Origin of the sequence: Niastella yeongjuensis, from assembly GCF_900110245.1 — a bacterium.
GTDB classification, from domain to species: domain Bacteria; phylum Bacteroidota; class Bacteroidia; order Chitinophagales; family Chitinophagaceae; genus Niastella; species Niastella yeongjuensis.
In genome coordinates, this window is the sequence record NZ_FOCZ01000006.1 from 225,530 (window position 1) to 245,880 (window position 20,351).

Annotated in this window: 15 protein-coding genes; 12 read left to right on the forward strand and 3 right to left on the reverse strand. The window is 44.2% G+C overall.

The features are described from left to right. Positions 1–284: 284 nt before the first annotated feature. The 5 genes from BMX95_RS17840 to BMX95_RS17850 all read left to right on the forward strand — a co-directional run bounded on the left by BMX95_RS17840 (position 285) and on the right by BMX95_RS17850 (position 2,814). Complete coding sequence (locus BMX95_RS17840) at positions 285–1,139, forward strand: MBL fold metallo-hydrolase (RefSeq protein WP_081202680.1); 855 nt, start codon at positions 285–287, stop codon at positions 1,137–1,139. 63 nt (positions 1,140–1,202) lie between these two features. Next, positions 1,203–1,361 (forward strand): hypothetical protein, encoded by a 159-nt coding sequence (locus tag BMX95_RS34990; RefSeq protein ID WP_165759025.1) that lies wholly within the window; start codon positions 1,203–1,205, stop codon positions 1,359–1,361. 8 nt (positions 1,362–1,369) lie between these two features. Further along, on the forward strand, positions 1,370–1,531 hold the full coding sequence (locus BMX95_RS34995) for a hypothetical protein (RefSeq protein ID WP_165759024.1): 162 nt from the start codon (positions 1,370–1,372) through the stop codon (positions 1,529–1,531). A gap of 223 nt (positions 1,532–1,754) precedes the next feature. Then, complete coding sequence (locus BMX95_RS17845; RefSeq protein ID WP_081202679.1) at positions 1,755–2,129, forward strand: HYC_CC_PP family protein; 375 nt, start codon at positions 1,755–1,757, stop codon at positions 2,127–2,129. 112 nt (positions 2,130–2,241) lie between these two features. Continuing rightward, positions 2,242–2,814 (forward strand): hypothetical protein, encoded by a 573-nt coding sequence (locus BMX95_RS17850; protein ID WP_133053989.1) that lies wholly within the window; start codon positions 2,242–2,244, stop codon positions 2,812–2,814. Positions 2,815–2,919: 105 nt separating this feature from the next. On the opposite strand, the gene BMX95_RS17855 is transcribed toward BMX95_RS17850, so the two are convergent. Further along, positions 2,920–3,525 carry a DinB family protein gene (locus BMX95_RS17855; RefSeq protein ID WP_081202677.1) on the reverse strand — a complete coding sequence of 202 codons (606 nt, stop codon included), beginning with the start codon at positions 3,523–3,525 and terminating at the stop codon, positions 2,920–2,922. A 278-nt stretch (positions 3,526–3,803) separates the two neighbouring features. On the opposite strand from BMX95_RS17855, the gene BMX95_RS17860 reads away from it, so the two are divergent. The 6 genes from BMX95_RS17860 (at position 3,804) to BMX95_RS17885 (ending at position 16,069) form a co-directional block, all read left to right on the forward strand. Beyond that, positions 3,804–4,379 carry an RNA polymerase sigma factor gene (locus BMX95_RS17860; RefSeq protein ID WP_081202676.1) on the forward strand — a complete coding sequence of 192 codons (576 nt, stop codon included), beginning with the start codon at positions 3,804–3,806 and terminating at the stop codon, positions 4,377–4,379. Between the two features lie 214 nt (positions 4,380–4,593). After that, positions 4,594–5,655 (forward strand): FecR family protein, encoded by a 1,062-nt coding sequence (locus BMX95_RS17865; protein ID WP_081202675.1) that lies wholly within the window; start codon positions 4,594–4,596, stop codon positions 5,653–5,655. 273 nt (positions 5,656–5,928) lie between these two features. Beyond that, on the forward strand, positions 5,929–9,465 hold the full coding sequence (locus BMX95_RS17870) for a TonB-dependent receptor (protein ID WP_081202674.1): 3,537 nt from the start codon (positions 5,929–5,931) through the stop codon (positions 9,463–9,465). Positions 9,466–9,483: 18 nt separating this feature from the next. Beyond that, entirely contained in the window at positions 9,484–11,364 is a 1,881-nt protein-coding gene (locus BMX95_RS17875; protein WP_081202673.1) for a RagB/SusD family nutrient uptake outer membrane protein, read from the forward strand. Between the two features lie 36 nt (positions 11,365–11,400). Continuing rightward, positions 11,401–14,742 carry a VCBS repeat-containing protein gene (locus tag BMX95_RS17880; protein WP_081202672.1) on the forward strand — a complete coding sequence of 1,114 codons (3,342 nt, stop codon included), beginning with the start codon at positions 11,401–11,403 and terminating at the stop codon, positions 14,740–14,742. A gap of 25 nt (positions 14,743–14,767) precedes the next feature. Beyond that, positions 14,768–16,069, forward strand: coding sequence for a vanadium-dependent haloperoxidase (locus BMX95_RS17885; protein ID WP_242673195.1), 1,302 nt, complete (start codon positions 14,768–14,770; stop codon positions 16,067–16,069). A 98-nt stretch (positions 16,070–16,167) separates the two neighbouring features. Here the strand turns inward: BMX95_RS17885 and BMX95_RS17890 are convergent, their stop codons facing one another. Beyond that, positions 16,168–16,623 carry a NanQ anomerase/TabA/YiaL family protein gene (locus BMX95_RS17890; RefSeq protein WP_081202671.1) on the reverse strand — a complete coding sequence of 152 codons (456 nt, stop codon included), beginning with the start codon at positions 16,621–16,623 and terminating at the stop codon, positions 16,168–16,170. A gap of 189 nt (positions 16,624–16,812) precedes the next feature. Here BMX95_RS17890 and BMX95_RS17895 point away from each other — a divergent pair, with 189 nt between their 5' ends. Further along, positions 16,813–18,762 (forward strand): T9SS type A sorting domain-containing protein, encoded by a 1,950-nt coding sequence (locus tag BMX95_RS17895; RefSeq protein ID WP_081202670.1) that lies wholly within the window; start codon positions 16,813–16,815, stop codon positions 18,760–18,762. Between the two features lie 68 nt (positions 18,763–18,830). On the opposite strand, the gene BMX95_RS17900 is transcribed toward BMX95_RS17895, so the two are convergent. Beyond that, positions 18,831–20,213: a hypothetical protein gene (locus BMX95_RS17900; RefSeq protein ID WP_081202669.1), complete on the reverse strand. Its 1,383-nt coding sequence runs from the start codon at positions 20,211–20,213 to the stop codon at positions 18,831–18,833. Between the last annotated feature and the right edge of the window lie 138 nt (positions 20,214–20,351).

Genomic DNA, 20,351 nt, shown 5'->3' on the forward strand with positions numbered 1-20,351 from the left:
GCGGACAGGTTACAGGGTGAATTACTTACAGCTTTTCGCTTTCTTGTATCAAAGGTTATTAACCGGGATATTGATCATTTCGATGGTTACGGGCGAGGTGTATTACAAATGCTGATAAATTATAATAGGAGCATCGAACCGTTATGCATGGCAATTTCACCATTTATCCGCTATATAGAATTGATTTTTCGCTGTTGTGGATAAAATAGCAGACCAGCAGACCGATAGCATCGATTTTCAGCAAGTCTGCCAATCACGAATTATAACCTATATTTGCACGCAACATGTCGCTCTATATTGCATCGCTGAACTCGGGAAGTAATGGAAACTGTTATTATGTGGGCAACGGCCAGGAAGCCATCCTGGTGGATGCGGGCATCTCCTGCCGCGAAACTGAACGACGCATGGCCCGCATTGGCTTATCGATGCAAACAGTAAAAGCTATTTTTGTTTCACACGAACATACGGATCACATCAGCGGCATTCCGGTACTCGCTAAAAAATACCAGTTGCCGGTTTATATCACCGATGCTACTTTGTACAACGGAAACATCGATATAAAAAAGGAACAGGTTGTTGCTTTCAAACCGTATGAACCCGTTCAGATCGGCGGGCTGGCCATTCAGGCTTTTCCTAAATTTCATGATGCGGCTGAACCGCATAGTTTTATCGTGAACGGCAACAATGTGAACATCGGCATCTTCACAGACATTGGTTCGCCCTGCGATCATCTGGCCTTACATTTTAAACATTGTCATGCCGCCTTCCTGGAAGCGAATTATGATGAAGAAATGCTGGAGACAGGAAATTATCCACGGCATTTAAAGAATCGCATCCGCGGTGGTCATGGGCATCTTTCCAACAAACAGGCACTGGAAGTATTTACCAAACACCGGCCTTCTTATATGAGCCATCTCTTTTTGGCACACCTGTCAAGAGATAATAATTCTCCTCAGTTGGTTAAACAATTATTCAATGAACATGCGGGCAATACGCAGATCATTGTAGCTTCCCGATTCGAAGAAACGGCCGTTTATCAGGTAACGGCGGAACAAACCACAGATTCGATCTCCCTTCCTAAAAAAGAGAACTCTCCGTCACGCATCAAGCAGTCTTACACGCAATTGCGTTTATGGTGATAGGGCAGATAATTAGACAACTAATATATTTAGCATTTAGTAAAAATGTTTAATTTTATGTTTATGAAAGAATTAAAGATAACGAGTGATTTTTTCGATCAAAAAGTTACCTATAATTATAATAAGGAACTCGATAAGCTAAGAGGCAGGATACTGGCACCTAAAAAGCTGGAAGAAGCTAATAAGTTGCTCAGAAAGCTAAAAACGCCATTACCTAAATAGTTTTTCATATGGAAAAGAAAGTGATAAAAGTATATAGTGATTTATTTAAAAAGGAATGTACCCTAACTCATGACCCTGAACTTGAAAAATTTAAGGATATGTCATGGCCACCTAAAATAATGGAAGAAATAAACAAGGATCTTAAAAAGATCAAAAATTGGCCTAAGTAAAGTTTCATTTATGAATAAATCATTGCCACTGCCTAAGTGAGCAATTGCGGTTCATTAACCTGCTGCCCCCATTTGCGATCAATTCACTCCCAATTCTCACAGTCAATTTTACTTATATAATGCACTGATTTGCGCCTTGTTAATAGGATATTAAAACCTAAAAACTAATTGATCCAGAAGGGCATATACAGGCTAACTATTGTTATTTTTGCGGCAGGGACACATGAAGCAATTTTTGGTTACCATATTAGCCTTTGTTTATCTCACCAGTACGGTGGGTGCTACGCTGCGACTGGATTGTTGCCTGGAAAACCTGGTTGCAACGGGTTTTAGCGCAAACGAGCACTCCGGGATCTGGAGTACTGAAAACAAGGATTGCAAAGACGAGCACAATCAGGCGAAACAAGGCCACGAGCAAAAACATAACGATACTCATTTCCGGGTTGCGAAAAGCTGCCCTGCAACCTTAGCTTCTGATTTCCCCGCTTATTCGTTTCATGCCATTGCCACCATAACGGAAGCATATCCTATAAACAATGCGCCGCCACAACAGGCAGCTATACCTCTCTTTATACTTAATTGCGTTCACCGGATTTAATTCTCTTCTCCCCTACTGAATAGCATCACGCTGTTCCTGTTTTCATTTACTGTTGCCGATTCCTATAACCTGTTCCTGCGGCTTTATAGAATCACCATTAAAACATAAGATCATGAGAACGATATTTATGGCATTATCTTTTTTAGTAGCCGGAATAATGGTTAATGCACAAAGCGGGGTATATTTTACGTACGACGATTTTGAAAACAACCGGCTTACTTATGCCACCGATGAACCATCGGCCGATAACAAAATCAGGTTTAATGAATTTATTGCAAAGCCCTATTTAATTGTTAAACACAATGGCGAGAAGGTGCATGTGTTTAAAGATGAGATTTATGCCTATAAGAACAAGAAAGACGTTGTTCGCACCTGGAATTTCACCCCGTATTATTTCCTGGGAAAAGGACATATCTGGATCTATTACAGAGATGTGTACGTTTCTCAGCCAAAAGGAACACAACGGGTGCGGAAGTATTTCTATTCTACTTATGGAAAAGGAGAAATTCTGCCTTTAACGGTTCATAACCTGAAACGATCGTTCCCCAATAACGACCTGTTTCATATTTATCTGGATGCCCAATTCCGCAGTGATGCAGAATTGGCGCACTATGACAGGTATACCAATAAATATAAAGTGAATGACCTTTTAGAAAAAGCCAACACTGGCATTACTAAAAATTAAATCAGTGAAAAACCGGAGATAGATTGCACAGCTTGTACCGGTGCAATAATAAAAAGCCCCGACGATCCTAAGCTGTCGGGGCTTTTGTTATACTAAAAACTGGTATCATTTTGGAAAATTCGGATCAGCTTTTACTTCCATGATCTGTTGTGTATGCCGGTTACTATGTGCGCCTATAAATAACAATAACTGATAACTATCAGCGGAGCCAAAAGGCATGGTGGCAATATGCGCACGCAGGTCTTCATTGGTTGATTTTACATAGTCTATCAGTTTTTCCCGGTTCTTTTTAAAAGCATCCAGCGCCTCTTCTGTATTTTTCAAAGGAATATTTTCCGGCTGCAGCTTTTCAACGGTCTTAACTTTGTTACTGCGGTCTTCAATTTTTTGAACCAGTTGTTCATCGGTAAACTTTATTTCCGTTTTCTTTTCGGGGTTGGCTGGTTGTTTTAATGTGCCATCCACCATTTGCCACATCATTTCTTCGCTGGCGGCAATATGCTTTACACATTCTTCAACACTCCACCGGTCGGGTGCGGGTTTAAACGTCAATTGGGCCTCGGTCAAACCTTTTACCTGTTCAAAAACACCTTTTTCAGTGTCTTTAAGCAATTTGCTGGCATAATTCCTTTCCTTTTTGCTAATGGTGTTATCTGACACCAGAAAGGAAAGCATCAGTATGGACGATGCCAATAAGAACATTTTTTTCATATACAATCGTTTTATGGGTTAACAAAGCCAGGGTACTTGTTTAGCTTGTTTTTACAGAGCGGGACATTATAGGGAGGATTCAAAATTAATAAAATTTATAATAAGTAGTCTGAATTTTAAAAGGCTGGCAAAATAAGGCAGCCGGAACCTTTAGCTTATATTAACAATTTTGCATCGGCAATTAGCTTGTTAGTACAACCGAAAATTAGTGTTCACCATACAATTTAACTATGTACATTTTCACACGTTCTATTTAGTTATATTTGTATAGCCACCATATGAATTACAAGGTATTTGACGATGCGATACTTCTAAAACTACTCAAAGCCGGTGATGGATCTGCTTTGGAAGAGATTTATGCGCGTTATAGTGAAATGGTATTTCTGGCTGCATTGAAAAAGGTTAAAGCAAAAGCCATAGCCGAAGAACTGGTGCAAAACATTTTTATCAGTTTATGGGTGAAGCGGGAAACAGCCCAGATACAACAACTGCAGGCATATCTGCAATCGGCCGTTCGTTACCAGGTCATCGACTACATTCGTTCACAACTCATTCGCGAAAAATATTACCAGTCGGCCTCCGCGCAAATGACTGTGCAGGAAAATCTCTCAGAATCAAGGTTACTGTTGCATGAATTAACTATTGCCATTGATAATACCATCAAAAAACTGCCACAGAAAACACAGGAAATTTTCCGGTTAAGCCGGTATGAAAAACGTTCTGTCAAAGAGATCGCCCAATACATGAATCTTTCAGAAAAAGCCGTTGAATACCATGTAACGCAATCGCTTAAGTTTATGCGGTTGCATTTGAAAGATTTCATTATTGTTGAATTATTCCTGTTGAACCTTTGATGAAGGCAGAAACCCTTCACATGCTGTTACCGGTTACCAGTCTCCGGTTTCCGGGCTGATATAAAAGCATAATAAATATTTTCAACATTACTAAGATCCGGCTTTCCCGGTAACTGGTAACCGGCAACCGGTACCCTGCAACTTCTTTTAATTCTTTTTAGGGGTCCATCCCGCACATCCGACTTATAATTAAATCAGCACCAAACAAAACTACATGAATCGAAAGGCCTTTTATCATTTGCTGAAACGGTATGTAGAAAACGATTGCACTGAGGAGGAAAGAAAACTGGTTGAACAATGGTATGAATTATTGGGTGATGAGGAAGGCATTGACCCTACCCTGCCACCCGGTGAAATAAAAGAAACCCTGGAACGCCTTTGGCCGAAAATTCATCAACAAACCCTGCTTACAGAAAACAGGGAGCAGGCATCACCACCGGCGAAGTTCATACCAGTGTGGATACGCTGGTTGAGCGCCGCTGTGATTACGGGGAGCATTATTACAGCGGCCTGGTGGTACCTGGATAATAAAAGGCCTTATACAGCACCGCAGGAAAAAGAAATGGCCGGGCTGCACCAGGTCAGAAATGACAAGATCTCTACAGATACAGTGCACTTGCCCGATGGTTCACTGGTTATGCTGGAACCAAAGGCGCTGGTTCGTTATCACGATCAGTTTAAAGGACCTAAACGGGAAGTATACCTGGAAGGCAATGCTTTTTTTAAAGTGACCCGTAACCCCAAATCGCCTTTCTATGTATACAGTAAAAATATTGTGACCCAGGTATTGGGTACCAGCTTTTTTGTAAAGACGAACGCCCTCACCAAAAACATCGAGGTGTCTGTTCAAACGGGTAAAGTGGCTGTTTATGAAGCCGGCCGGGAAACCGTACAGGAAAGGAAAATCGAAGAATCGAGTGGTGTGATATTGAAACCTAACCAAAAGGTGATCTACAGCGGCATCGATCACCATTTCAGAACAACCCTGGTAGAAATACCATTGCCGGTACTGGCCAATAAGAACGCAGAAGAAAAAATAACGGAACTGAATTTTGTTTTTGATGAGGCGTCCATTGCGAAAGTCCTGAATTACCTGGAGCAGGCTTATCACATTGAAATGGTGATGGAGAATGAAAGTCTGGCGAAATGTTTGTTTACAGGTGATATAAAAGGACAAAATCTGTACGACCAACTGGAAATTATATGTGAGTCGGTGCAGGCCACCTATGAGATCCGCGGTACCCGCATTCTCATTAAAGGTTCCGGTTGCGAGTAACCAACAAGAGATCAGCATCACTATAATACCCAACCATTTTCAAACATCCAAAACGATTGTCGCATGAGAATAAAAACCTACATCACGTAAACCCGCTTCGGGTATTCCATTACCTGCATATTGTTTAATGAACGCCGGGGGCGTATGAATTTTCGATGAAAATCGGGAAACAGGGAATTTATTGCCTGTTCAGGCCCCCTTTTTACCACTGACCTCGTCTGTTCTGCCAGCCAGCGGAAACGGACGGATTAACCATTCACCTCAATTCTATTTATGAAACATCAACGATTGGTTACAATCATTTCTATTGCCATTCGGTTAATATTACTACCAACACTACTCATTGTTTACCTTGGCTCTTACGCGTATTACAACAATGCAGAAGCACAAGGCATCCTTGATAAAATAGTATCGGTCTCTGTAGAAAAAGGCCAGCTAAAAGATGTATTCAACGTGCTAAAAAATCAAACCGGGGCGCGTTTTGTATACAGTTCAAAGACCATAGAAGCCGGGCGCAAGGTTTCCATTAAAGCAAGTCAGAAAAAGCTGGGTGAGGTGCTGGAAGAACTGCTTGCCCCATTTGGGATCACCTTTAAATTAATTAAGGACCGGATTGTATTATACAAAACAGAACCGAATGCCTTTAATTATACAATCAATACAAATGAGTTAACCCTGCAATTATCAGCTGTTACGGCACTGGAAATTAAAGGCCAGGTATCAGATGATAAAGGTAATCCGCTGGCCGGCGTAAGCATTGTTGTAAAGGGCACGGCAACGGGTACCAACACAGATATGAATGGCAATTTTACCATTACCGTTCCGGAAGGGAAAACAATACTGGTTGTATCTTCTGTTGGTTTTCAAACGCAGGAAGTGAATGTTGCCGGAAAAACTTCACTGGCGATTGTTATGGTAACTGGTGTAGCCGGACAGCTAAGCGATATTGTAGTGGTTGGTTATGGCACGCAGAAGAAAGTAACGGTTACCGGTGCTGTAGCCCAGGTAAAGGGTGCAGAACTGGCAAAATCCCCTTCGGTAAATCTATCCAATGCATTAGCAGGCAGGTTGCCGGGGGTTACAGCAATTCAATCGAGTGGTGAGCCGGGGTATGACGGTTCAACCATCCGCATACGTGGTTCCAATACGCCCAACAACAGTGGCGCATTAATTGTTATTGACGGGGTTCCCGACAGAGCCGGTGGATTGGAACGACTGAACCCACAGGATATAGAAAGCATGTCGATATTGAAAGATGCAGCAGCAGCCATTTATGGTTCGCGTGCTGCAAATGGCGTTATACTTATCACCACCAAACGCGGCAAAAGCGGCAAGTCGCAATTGTCGTACGATTTCAATCAGGGCTGGGCTCAGCCAACCCGCATCCCGGAAATGTCTGATGCAATCGAATATGCGACCATTATCAATGAGCTTACGCTATTCGATGGTTTGCCGGCTGATCAATGGAGCGCAGGCTGGAATGCCTTTAAACAAAACGGCACCTATACCCGAACCGATAATGGCGTAAAGGTAGATGCCATTTACTCACCCACAGACATCAACAAATTCAGCAATGGCTCCGATCCCTGGGGTCATCCCAATACCGACTGGTTTGGTACTACACTAAAAACATGGTCGCCACAGTCGAGCCATAATGTGCAATTGTCTGGCGGTTCCGACAATACAAAATACCTCGCCTCCCTGGGTTATGAAAACCAGGATGGTTACTATAAGAATTCGGCCACCGGTTACAAGCAGTATGACATGCGGTTTAACCTGGACGCAAAGGTGAACAAATATGTAAATACCAGCCTTGGATTAACTGCCAGGGAAGAATCCCGGTTTTTCCCAACCGTAGGTGCCGGGCCAATATTCCGGATGCTTATGCGTGGTAAACCCACAGAACAGGAAGTATGGCCCAATGGTTTACCCGGGCCAGATATAGAGAACGGCCAAAACCCGATCGTGATCACCACCAATCAAACAGGTTACGATAAGGACTGGCGTGATTATTTTCAAACCAATGGCAGAATTGATCTGCAGGTACCGTTTGTAGAAGGATTGAAGATTGCAGGTTTTGCAGCCGTTGACAAATACTTTCGCCGTACCAAACGATGGGAAACACCCTGGTATCTGTACTTCTGGGATAAAAGCAGCTACGAAGCTGATGGGGTTACTCCCAAACTAACCAAATCGGTGCGTTCTACTTTTACCGATCCACGCCTGACCGAATCGCAGGAAAACCAATTGAATATAAACCTGTCGGGCTTTATCAATTATGACAGAACGTTTGGCGATCATACCCTGAACCTGATGGCTGCCGTTACCCGGGAAACGATAGATAATCAGAACTTCAATGCTTTCCGCCGCAATTATATTTCCACGGCACTTGATCAATTGTTTGCCGGTGGCGAGTCGCAGAAAGACAATAACGGAAGCGCCTATACCCGGGCAAGGTTAAGTTATTTTGGCCGGGCAAACTATAACTACAAGGAACGGTATATGGCCGAATTCCTGTGGCGTTATGATGGCTCCTACATGTTTCCGGAAAATGATCGCTTTGGGTTCTTTCCTGGTATATTGTTAGGCTGGCGTTTATCGGAAGAAAAATTCTTTAAGCCGGTAGCTTTCATCAATAACCTGAAACTACGCGCTTCCTGGGGACAAATGGGTAATGACAACATCCTATTTAATAACGTACTGCAGGAATACCGGTATCTGTCTACCTACGGTTTCAATACTTATATAGTGAATGGCAACCTGGTAAAAACGCTTACCGAAACAGGTTTGCCCAACCCCGGTTATACCTGGGAGGTGGCTAACAACGCCAACATTGGACTGGAGGGTTCCGCATTAAACAGCCGGCTTTCATTTGAACTGGATGTATTCAATAATATCCGCACCAAAATATTGATGCAGAACTCAGCTGTAACACCCGCTTCTGCCGGCATGACCCTGCCGCCCGAGAATTTGGGAAAAGTAAAGAACAGGGGATTTGAATTCAATATAGGGTACAGCGATCATTTTGGCGATTTCCAGTTCAGGGTGAGTGTAAATGGCGGCTATGCTAAAAATGAGGTGATCAACCTGCCAGAAACGCCGGGCTTAAAACCCTATCAGTATTCAAAGGGACATACGTTTGGAACCGATGGTGCTGCATTCCTGGTATATGAATACGATGGTGTTTTTGTTGACCAGGATGATATCAACAAAAACACCATCGATTATAGTGCCGCAACCAACAAGCTGCTTCCGGGTGACATGAAATTAAAAGATGTAAGCGGCGATGGCAAGATAGATGCCGATGACCGGGTGCGCCTCGAAAAGAACCGCGACCCCTGGTTTACCGGTGGTATGAATATAAATCTGCAATACAAGAATTTTGATTGTTCCATTTTAGTACAGGGTGCTACAGGCGGGTTACTTTTTATAGGGACCGAATCTGGCACCATAGGTAACTTTCTAAAATACTCATACGATCATCGCTGGACGGTGGAAAACCCCAGCGCTACGGATCCCCGTTTGGCCAACCGGGGCAATACTTATTTTAATGGCGGATCATTTGGTACCAATACCTATTGGTTAAGAAGTAGCAATTACCTGCGGTTAAAGAATATTGAATTCGGTTATAACCTGCCGGCAAAAATTGGCCAGAAGGCAGGTATTAACAATTTTCGATTATATGTAAATGGTATTAATCTGGTTACGCTGGATAAAATGAAAATCTGGGACCCGGAATCAACCAGCGGCAATGGACAATACTATCCACAATCAAGAATATTAAATGTAGGTGCCAGAGTATCCTTCTAACAATAAAATAATTAGTAGATGAAAAAGATCCTGTTTTGTGTTCTCCTCCTGGCGATAGCGGGAGCTTGCAAACGAGATTTCCTTAATACCAAACCGCTCGATAAAGTATCCTCAACAGATGCGTGGAAAGACGGTGCCCTGGCAGAATCATTTATCACCGGGATATATGCCGGTCTTGGGCAGGGCGGATTTGATGAGCAGATGCTGGCGGTGCTGTCAGACGAAGCTGTTTTTACCCATCCGGGGCGCGGCATCAATATCGTAAATGAAGGCACATTGAACCCATCGAATATAGGGTGGGTAAATGTAAACTATCGTTGGGGAAAGGATGCCAGCAATAATGATATGTATGCCAAGATCAGGCAGGCTAACCTGGCATTGGAGAATTTGCGCATAGCTACATTTGAAGATAAGACCCTCAACGACCGGTTACAGGGTGAAGCGCATTTTATGCGGGCTTTTTTTTATCAGCAGCTGATCCGTTATTACGGCGGGGTACCTATTATTGACAGGTCTTATGGTCTTGGTGAAGACTATAGTGTAACCCGTAATACATGGGAAGAGTGTGTCAATTTTGTACTCAGGGAATGTGATAGCGCCATCCTGTTGTTAAAAGGGAAAACAGTGGCTTTAGGAAGAGCCAGTGATTTGGCCGCCATGGCATTGAAATCGCGCATGTTGTTATACACTGCCAGCGACCTGCACGATATGCCCACCGCCAGGTCAAAATCAGCGGTAATCAGTGGTTATGCCAAGCCTGAATTACTGGGCTATACGGGTGGCGACCGCATTGCCCGGTGGACAGCCGCCAAGAACGCCGCTAAAGCACTGATGGATGCTAATCCATTAAAAGGATATAAGTTGAACCTCACAGCGCCGGTATCGGCCGCTGATGGCAAAAGGAATTACGTGTCACTGGCTATGGGTGGCGGTAGTAAAAGCGCTGACGTTGACAAAAGCGCGGAAAGCGAGATCCTGTTTGGCCGTTACTGGACAATCAACAAGGATGAAAGTTCCGGGATGTATGTTGGTTTGACCAACGGCCCCAATGGATATCATAACTGGGCGGGTAATACGCCGGTACAGCTATTGGTTGATGATTATGAAATGATGGATGGTACCCAATTCAGCTGGAGCAATCCCACGCAAAAAGCGCAGCCATACGCCAATCGCGATCCCCGTTTTTATGCTTCCATCCTGTATGACGGGGCCGACTGGAAACCACGTGATAAGATCTCGGGGAATGTTGATCCTGCCAATCAGATCCAAACCGGCAAATACGACCAGGGCGGCGGCGTATTTCTTCCGGGCCTCGATACCCGATCCAGTTCTATTGAAAACTGGAATGGCAGCTGGACCGGTTATTATGTTCGCAAGTTTACTGATCCCGACCCTGACCTTGTTGACAATACCACCCGGCAAACGATACCCTGGCCCTTCTTCCGCTATACCGAGGTTGTGATGAATTACATCGAAGCCTGTATAGAACTGGGTGAAGAATCCGAAGCCAGGACCTGGTTGAACAGAATCCGTTTTCGCGCAGGCATGCCGGCTGTTACCGAGACGGGAGCAGCGCTGAAGGAACGGTATCGTAATGAACGCAGGATTGAACTGGCTTATGAGGATCAGCGTTACCACGATTGCCGCCGCTGGATGATCGCCCCTGCTACCCTCGGCAGAAAGCTGGTATATATAGATGTTGTGGCAAGGTTGAAAGCAGGTGCCAGTTTTGCAGCACCTTACAAACACGATGAAACAAAATACAATTACACCTATACGCCACTGGAAGTGAATTCGCAGGAGGACCGGAAATGGGATGATAAAATGTATTACCGGCCAATACCACAGGATGAGATGAATACGAATCTGAAGCTGATCCAGAATCCCGGCTATAATTAGGAAGTAGGAATTTCATCTTGCTCAACAATCCAACGTATGACCTTTCAAAAAATACCATGCTTAATTGTTACCGGCATTTTCTTTCTCTCTGCCTGTAAACATAATAACGAAAAGCCGGCTGGCCATCCCCTGTTTACCCTGTTACCGGCCGACAGCACCAACATAACGTTCAATAATACCTTAACGGAAGGGATCAATACCAATGTATTGCTATACGAATACTTTTATAATGGCGGCGGAGTGGCTACCGGTGATGTGAATGGAGATGGACTGGTTGATATTTATTTCACTGCCAATATGAGTGATAACCTGCTATACCTCAATAAAGGAGCTATGCATTTTGAGGATATAACCGGTCTTGCCGGCACCAGCGGCAGACCAGGTCCCTGGAAAACCGGGGTTACCATGGCAGATGTAAATGGCGATGGGCGTTTGGATATTTACCTCTGTTATTCTGGCAAACTGCGTGGCGAAAAAAGGAGCAATGAACTGTACATCAATACCGGGAACGATCAGCAAGGGTATCCGCATTTCAGTGAACAGGCGATGCAATACGGTCTTGCCGATACAGGTTATAGTACCCAGGCTTATTTTTTTGATGCCGATCGCGATGGCGATCTCGATGCGTTGCTGTTGAATCACAATCCCAATTCACTGCCCATATTGGATGAAGCGAGTACTGCAGCCCTTTTTAAAAAAGAAGACCCGGCAATTGGCGTCCGATTGCTCCGTAACGACAAGAACTACTTTACTGATATAACTCATCAGGCCGGGATCAGCAGTTCTTCCTTAACCTATGGTTTGGGGGCCGGCATTGCCGACATCAATAGAGATGGCTGGCCCGACATCTACCTCTCGAACGACTATGCCGTGCCTGATTATCTGTACATCAACAATCATGATGGTACGTTCACCGATCAATTGCAAATCTGCCTGGGCCACAACAGCCAGTTCTCGATGGGCAACGACATCGCCGACATCAACAACGACGGGCGGCCTGATATTTACACATTGGACATGCTGCCCGAAGACAATCACCGGCAAAAGCTATTGTTTGCACCAGATAACTATGAAAAGTTCGAGTTGAACCTGCGATCTGGTTTTTACTACCAGTATATGCGAAATATGTTGCAGTTGAATATTGGCGGGGGACGGGGGGAAACTCCCGCCCCTTTATTTAGCGAGATCGGTCAGCTTGCGGGCATTTCCAATACCGACTGGAGCTGGGCACCCCTGCTGGCAGATTATAACAATGATGGCTGGAAGGACCTGATGGTGACCAATGGCTTTCTGCGCGATTATACTAACCTCGACTTCATAAAATATATGAACGACTATGTGCAAAGCAAAGGACGCCTGCAGCGGGAAGATGTGTTACAACTCGTTCATCAGATACCGGCTTCCAATGTGATCAATTACCTCTTTGCCAATAATAAGAACTGTACGTTCAGCAATGTATCTGCACAATGGGGCTTCAACAGAGCGTCCAATAGCAATGGCGCTGCCTATGCCGACCTCGATAATGATGGTGACCTGGACCTGATAATCAATAATATCAATCAACCGGCATACATTTATCGCAATGAGGCCCGTCAGCAAACCGGTTCTCATTATTTGCAGGTACAATTGCACGGGTTGCCCGGCAATACCCAGGGCATTGGCGCGAAATTGATTCTCTATAGCAAAGCCGGTCAACAGTACCTGGAGCAAATGCCCACGCGTGGATATCTATCAACCGTTTCGGGCATATTACACTTTGGATTAGGAACACAATCCACTATTGATTCTTTACAAATAATATGGCCACGCGGGAAACAACAACTGTTTAAAGGTATTGAAGCCGATCAGTTATTGGTAGTGGATGAAAAGGAAGCCAGCGAGATCTTCAAAATAAACTCGGCTTCCCCTACCCTGTTTACAGCAGTCAAAACGCCATTACAATTCAAATCGCCCGTAAATACTATCAACGATTTCAAACGGCAGCCATTGCTGGTAAGTCCATTGTCGTTTGCCGGCCCCTGTCTGGCAAAAGGCGATATGAATGGTGATGGATTGGAGGATGTTTACGCCGGTGGTGGCAGCGGACAGGCAGCGGTATTATACCTGCAACAGAAAGATGGACGGTTCCTGCCAAAGAGAGAACCAGCGTTTGAGTTGGACGCGTCTTGTGAAGATGCAGATGCCGTAATTGTCGATGTTAATGGCGATGGCTATAATGATCTTTATGTAGCCAGTGGTGGTTATCATAATTACCTGCCTAATGATCTATTGTTACAGGATCGTTTATACCTGAATGATGGCAAGGCAAATTTTGCAAAAAGCACCCAGGCGTTGCCTCCTATGCGGGTTAGTAAAAGCTGCGTACGGGTTTATGATTATAATAACGATGGATCACCTGATCTGTTTGTTGGCGGGCGCGTAATTCCGGGGCGCTATCCTGAAACACCGGAGAGTTTTCTGCTTATCAATGATGGTAAAGGGTATTTCGCCAACCAAATAACTACTATAGCGCCATCACTGGCAAAAGCCGGCATGATCACCGATGCAATATGGATAGACCTGAATAACGATGCAAAAAAAGACCTGGTAATTGTTGGGGAATGGATGCCGGTAACTGTATACATCAGCGTTGATCATCATTTACAGGATCAAACGAGCCATTACTTCAACACCAGTTATCGTGGTTGGTGGAATAAGATAGCAACCGGTGATTTTAATAAGGATGGCAAACCCGATCTCGTTATAGGAAATCTGGGTTTAAATACCCAATGCCGGGCCAGTGACATTGAACCCGCCAATCTTTATTATAAAGACTTCGACGACAATGGTGCTGTTGATCCTTTGTTTTGTTTTTACATCCAGGGCAAATCATATCCCTATTGCACCAGGGATGAATTGCTGGACCAGATCAGCCTGATGCGCACCCGCTTTACGGATTACAAAAGTTATGCAGACGCTGCCCTGCAACAGATCTTTACGCCGGAAGAATTAAAGGACGTGAACGATTTAGAGGCGAATTATCTGCAAACGGTCTTGTTTGAAAGCAGTGGCACCGGCAAATACGAGTTACGTGCATTGCCCATACAAACCCAGTATGCTCCTGTTTATACCATTACACCACTCGATTATGATAATGACGGCTATGAAGATCTTTTGCTGTGTGGCAATATGAACCGGGCAAGGTTACGTCCGGGTAAATACGATGCCAGTTATGGTCAGTTATTAAAGAATGATGGCAAGGGTGGGTTTACTTACATCGATCAGCAACGATCGGGCTTTTATATAAAAGGCGATGTACGCAGTGTACTTCCCATCAATAACCTGTTATTATTTGGCATCAATCAGCAACCCCTGCAAGCGTATGAAAAGAATAAATAAAACCATTTTCCTTATAACATGTCTCATGATTGAAATGACAGGCTGCACGTCACCTACTCCGCGGCACGCCGGGAATCAACCACCAGCATTAACAACAGCAGTCATAGGCCAGGTAATAACGCAAATGACGGAGGTGATGGTCCATGATATTACCAATCCACCGCTGGCTGCGCGTTTTTTTTCGTATGCCTGTCTGGCCGGTTATGAAGTGGTTGCGCAAAATAATTCCGCGTTTAAAAGCATGCATGGGTCGCTAAAGGATTATCCTGCGTTAAAGCAACCCGATACCATTCAACAATACGATGTGCGCTTAAGTGCCCTGTTGGCCATGTTGGCAACAGCGCAGAAAATGCAGCCTTCGGGTAAGTTGTTAGCTGTCTTTGAACAGCAATTACTTGACTCCTGCCGCCACCTTGGTTATACGGATGATGTTATCAACAATTCAAAGCGGTATGCCATGGCAGTTAGTAAGAAAATACTGGCTTATGCCAAAGCTGACCGTTATAACCTCATCAGTAATTACCCGAGGTATACGCCGCTTGACAAAGCAGGATGCTGGTATCCTACTCCTCCGGCTTTTTTACCTGCGGTAGAACCATATTTCAATACGGTACGAACGTTAGCATTGGATACCTGTATGCAATTTCCTGCACCACCGCCTGTGGCGTTTTCTACCGGAAAGAAGACTGCGTTTTACAAATTATTGCTGGCGAATTATACCGAGGGGCGAAAGGTGCCGGCAGAACACCGCATTATAGCCGCGTTTTGGGATTGTAACCCGTTTGCCATCCAGGACGATGGCCATTTGATCTTAAGCAGCAAGAAGATCTCTCCCGGTGCACATTGGCTGGGTATTACCGGTATTGCCTGTGAAAAAGCCGGTAAGGGTTTTGAAGAATCGATGCAAATTTATACCAGTGTAGCAGTAGGTTTGCTGGATGCTTTTATCTGTTGCTGGGATGAAAAATTCCGCAGCAACCGCATCCGTCCAGAAACAGCCATTCGCAAATACATCGATCCGCAATGGGTACCGGTGTTGCAAACCCCTCCTTTTCCCGAATACCTGAGCGGACATTCGGTTATTTCAGCCTGCTCGGCCACCATTCTCACCCATTTCTTTGGCAATAACTTTTCTTATACTGATAATGTAGAAGTTGCCTACGGTTTACCACCGCGTTCCTTCACCTCTTTTCAACAAGCGGCACAGGAGGCTGCCATCAGTCGTTTTTACGGCGGCATTCACTTTATGGATGCGATAGAGAATGGGTTGGTGGTGGGTGGAAAGGTAGGCCAATGGGTGATACAGAAGATGAATTTCAGGCCCTAAGAAATTGTTTCAGGCTGCAAGTTACAGGTTACAGGGAAAACAGCTTGCATTATAATCCTTGTAACCAGCAACCTGAAACTTGCAACGGCATTTTTATTTTACTTTACTGCCACCTTGATCACTACCTTCTTCACATACGCTGCTTTGTCGATCATAATATTGGGCATATGCAGATCGTGTGGAAAGAAAATAGCAAACATGCCTTGCTGTAGTACCGAAAAGAAGGATGGTTTCTCACCAAACAACATAAAATCTTTTTCGTTGTCATAAGCTTTGGAAGGTGTTTGTCCTTTCAGGAACTCATGCCCAACTCGTTCTGCTCCTGCCACGATGTATTGAATATCGATATACTTTTTATGCGATTCCATTTGCTCATTATCGGGGCTAACGGTATCGTATTCGTTTACGATGGCAAACAGGTTTTGACCGTCCAGTTCATACTTTCCTTTTTCTACTGTTGAAAAATCAGTCTGGGCCAGGTACTCAAAAGCTTTTTTAAACAAGGGGCCCTGGTTGTAATATAAAGGTGCGTTTGACAGCAAATCTATGATCATCTGATATAGTTATAATATTTAATGGAGGCCAAGATACTTAAAAACTTATAAATCAGCTTGTATAATATAACGTCATAATCTATCTTCGCATACGCATTACGTTTTTATTCCGTATTAATGGTATGAAAATCAAAATGTTGGCTATTGCACGTTAGTTAATACCAAAAACCCTTTGTAATCTTTTATTCTATGAAATTGAAACTACTTGTTCTGGGCTTACTGGCCGGAACCATGGCCCACGCACAACCTGTTTATAATTGGGCCAAATCTTTTGGCAGTACTGGTGATGAAAATGTCAATAAAATTGCCACAGATGCTGCCGGAAATGTTTATGTAATCGGATCGTTTTCTGGCACTGTTGATTTTGACCCGAGCCCTGTCGCACAAACCCTTGACGGTGGCAGCGAGGCTATTTTCATTGGTAAATACGATGCTTCAGGTAACCTGGCATGGGTAAAAAGTATAAACGGAACCAATGGGGGTTATGCAATAACAGCAGATGCAGCTGGTAACGTATATGCGAGTGGCCGGTTCAGTGGCACGGTAGATTTTGACCCCGGACCACTAGCCTACCCCTTAACAAGTTCAACAATCTATGATGACGTGTTCGTTTCGAAGTTAGATGTTTCGGGCAATTTTGTTTGGGCCAGGGCGATGGGCGGCCCCGGTTTTGATGTAACTGAATCTATTGCGGTGGACGCGAGCGGAAATGTATACACGACCGGGAGCTATGAGTCAAACCAGGGAGATTTCGACCCGGGTCCGGTAGAACAACTAATTACCGGAGGGCGAACCTTTATTTCAAAACTGGATGCATCCGGAAATTATGTTTGGGCTGCATCACTGGGTGCTGAGACTGCTTATTCCATTGCTGTGGACGCTTCTAATAATGTATATACCACCGGTTATTTTTCCAGTGCAACCGCAGATTTTGACCCGGGTCCGGGAACGTATAATTTACCTTACACAAGCAACTCTGATATGTTCATCTCCAAATTAGATGCATCAGGCAATTTTGTGTGGGCCAAAGGTATGGGCGGTACCGGTAATGATGGAGGTGACGCACTGGCATTAGACGCTTCAAATAATATCTATATTGGAGGCGGTTTCGAAGACCAATTCGATTTTGACCCGGGTACAGGCGTAACCACTTTAAGGAGCGAAGGTGCTGATGATATTTTTATTTCAAAATTCGATGATTCGGGGAATTTATTATGGGTTAAAAGTATGGGTAACACCCATGAAGGAGAAATTACTGACCTGGCTGTTGATGGATTGGGCAATGTGTATACCATGGGGTATTTTTATGGCACTGTTGATTTTGACCCGGGTTCAGGAACACATGAGTTAGTGTCTGCAGGCAATACCGGTGATATAGTTGTTTCCAAATTCGACCCCTCGGGCAATTATGTTTGGGCATATCAGCTGGGTAATGACACCGATGATGAAGTATATTGGAATATAGCGGTGAAAGGGGCTGATGATGTATTAGTTACCGGAACATTTTACAACACAGTCGATTTTGACCCGGGTGCAGGAGTGAACGAATTAACGTCTGAAGGTGATGGAGATGTGGTGATCGCTCACGTTGTACCAATTACATTGCCCCTTACGTTATTGCAATTCCAGGCTGTAAACAATGCCAAGGCAGTTCAGTTATCCTGGCAAACCACTCAGGAAGAAAATACGGCTTCCTTCTCCATTGAAAGAAGTGCGAACGGAAAAGACTTCACCACTATTGGTTCTGTGCCTGCCGCTAATACAGCTTTAAAAAACAATTATGCTTTCCCTGACGATCAACCGTTGACGGGTACCGGCTTTTACCGGTTAAAAATGATCGACCGTAACGGGAGATTTAATTACAGTGCTACGGTAACAGTAAGAAGAAATGAAAATGGCGTAGCCTTACTGCTGTCACCCAATCCGGTAAAAGATGTATTGTATGTTCAAGCCAAGGGCAGTGAGTCTGCAACCGTTCAGATCGCAGATGTAAATGGCCGGATCCTGCAACAGCAAAAAGTATCGCTTAATGGCAATACTTCGTTTTCTATAAGTGTTCAATCGCTGCCGGCAGGAAGTTATTATTTGATAGTAAAAGGAAAAGAAACAAAACAGGTACAGCAATTCCTGAAACAATAAATACAGCATACAAAAAAAAGAAAGACCTGCCGGTAACTCCGGCAGGTCTTTCTTTTTTTATCATCTAATTAAAAGAAGATCTGATATTGCAACACTACACTGTTCTTACGCGGGCCTGCTGCAACCGCATTGGCAACTAACTCATAAGTTGGCCGGTTCTGCCAGTCGAGCGTGAATTTTGATTTATGGCCATTCAGCAGGCAATTGATGCCGGCATTGTATACATTCATTTGTTTGCCCTCCAATCGGTCGAACTTGGCGCTGGTGAAGGAGAGGTAAGGCATAAAACGGCTCTTGCTGTTTAAAAATTTCTCCGGAAACAAATAACCAACCTGCGAATAAATCACCTTGCCGGTCCCAAACATGGGATAACTATTACCATGAGTTGGCCCTTGCAAAGGGATAGCATTTGGATCTATGGAGCCATTGGCCGGGTTCATTGACCCATTATACCGCATATAATTGGTGCCGTAGTTGGTGTTGAAAAAACCAGCATAAGCGGATATTGCATCCTGTTTGCTGCTCAATGGCATATCGAGAAAACTTTCTACTGCAAAATGTTTCATATCCTGGAAGATGGTATCAGTGCCTGCATTTTCCTGCCGCCACATGGCATCCTGCTGATAAATACCACCCACAGCGATATTGAAGATCTTTTTCTTTCCTAAATACGTCCCGGTCATATAAGGCGTAGTATGGTTCTCATGATCAAAGAACTGGTAAATAAGATAGGCTTGTGGTTGCAACTGATGTCCCACACCGGCAAAGCTGGCATTCTTGTTTAGCTGAAAGGTGGTTCCCGATGAAGTAATAGGAAAAGGATCGCTGAGCACAAACCGGTAATCGAATTTACCAACCTGACCACGGGCATAAATACTCAGTTTGCGACTGAATTGATCTATCTGGTCAACAGTAGATTGCACAAAAACAGGAACATCCATCGTCATGATGCTGCTTACACTGGGTTGTGAGAACCGCGACAGGCCATTGGCAATGGTAAGTCCGCCGCCAATTTTCAACTGGTTGCCCTTTGACACTTTGTATTCGCACAGGGCGTCGTGAAAAAAGGTGGCCAGTTTCCGGTTGTTTCCGGTATTGAACTGGCTGTTGAAATTGTTCATCCCAAACTGGAAATAGATAAATACATTATCGGTCAGCTGGCCAAACGCCTGAAAACGGGTGCGGCGTAAACCGATGTCAACTGAATTGTCTTTGGGCTTATTTTCAATGGTGGTGTACGGATTGTTTTCGTTGAACCGCACCCAGGTCTGGTTCATCACCGTAAATTGAAAATAATGACTGCCGTCTGCATTCAGGTTGAACTTTAAACCATCTTTATCAGGCGAAGGTGGTGGTGGAGGCACGGGCGTGGTAGTTGCCGCGTCCTGGTCCACTTGCGCCTGAACACACAGGGAGAGGAAAAGTAATAAAACAATAGATACTGATCTCATGGTCGTTTTCTTTAGGACAGCGAATATAGCAATGAGAATCTGTTCCGGCTATCCGAAAGAATTAAAAGACGTTAAGAATCAGTATTATTGGAGGTGATTAATGGAAAGTGCTTTTCAATAATGACAAACAATCGAGCC

Coding starts and splice junctions, on each gene's coding strand:
- BMX95_RS17840 (WP_081202680.1), top strand. CDS start 285: ATGTCGCTCTATATTGCATCGCTGAACTCGGGAAGTAATGGAAACTGT.
- BMX95_RS34990 (WP_165759025.1), top strand. CDS start 1,203: ATGAAAGAATTAAAGATAACGAGTGATTTTTTCGATCAAAAAGTTACC.
- BMX95_RS34995 (WP_165759024.1), top strand. CDS start 1,370: ATGGAAAAGAAAGTGATAAAAGTATATAGTGATTTATTTAAAAAGGAA.
- BMX95_RS17845 (WP_081202679.1), top strand. CDS start 1,755: ATGAAGCAATTTTTGGTTACCATATTAGCCTTTGTTTATCTCACCAGT.
- BMX95_RS17850 (WP_133053989.1), top strand. CDS start 2,242: ATGAGAACGATATTTATGGCATTATCTTTTTTAGTAGCCGGAATAATG.
- BMX95_RS17855 (WP_081202677.1), bottom strand. CDS start 3,525: ATGAAAAAAATGTTCTTATTGGCATCGTCCATACTGATGCTTTCCTTT.
- BMX95_RS17860 (WP_081202676.1), top strand. CDS start 3,804: ATGAATTACAAGGTATTTGACGATGCGATACTTCTAAAACTACTCAAA.
- BMX95_RS17865 (WP_081202675.1), top strand. CDS start 4,594: ATGAATCGAAAGGCCTTTTATCATTTGCTGAAACGGTATGTAGAAAAC.
- BMX95_RS17870 (WP_081202674.1), top strand. CDS start 5,929: ATGAAACATCAACGATTGGTTACAATCATTTCTATTGCCATTCGGTTA.
- BMX95_RS17875 (WP_081202673.1), top strand. CDS start 9,484: ATGAAAAAGATCCTGTTTTGTGTTCTCCTCCTGGCGATAGCGGGAGCT.
- BMX95_RS17880 (WP_081202672.1), top strand. CDS start 11,401: ATGACCTTTCAAAAAATACCATGCTTAATTGTTACCGGCATTTTCTTT.
- BMX95_RS17885 (WP_242673195.1), top strand. CDS start 14,768: ATGATTGAAATGACAGGCTGCACGTCACCTACTCCGCGGCACGCCGGG.
- BMX95_RS17890 (WP_081202671.1), bottom strand. CDS start 16,623: ATGATCATAGATTTGCTGTCAAACGCACCTTTATATTACAACCAGGGC.
- BMX95_RS17895 (WP_081202670.1), top strand. CDS start 16,813: ATGAAATTGAAACTACTTGTTCTGGGCTTACTGGCCGGAACCATGGCC.
- BMX95_RS17900 (WP_081202669.1), bottom strand. CDS start 20,213: ATGAGATCAGTATCTATTGTTTTATTACTTTTCCTCTCCCTGTGTGTT.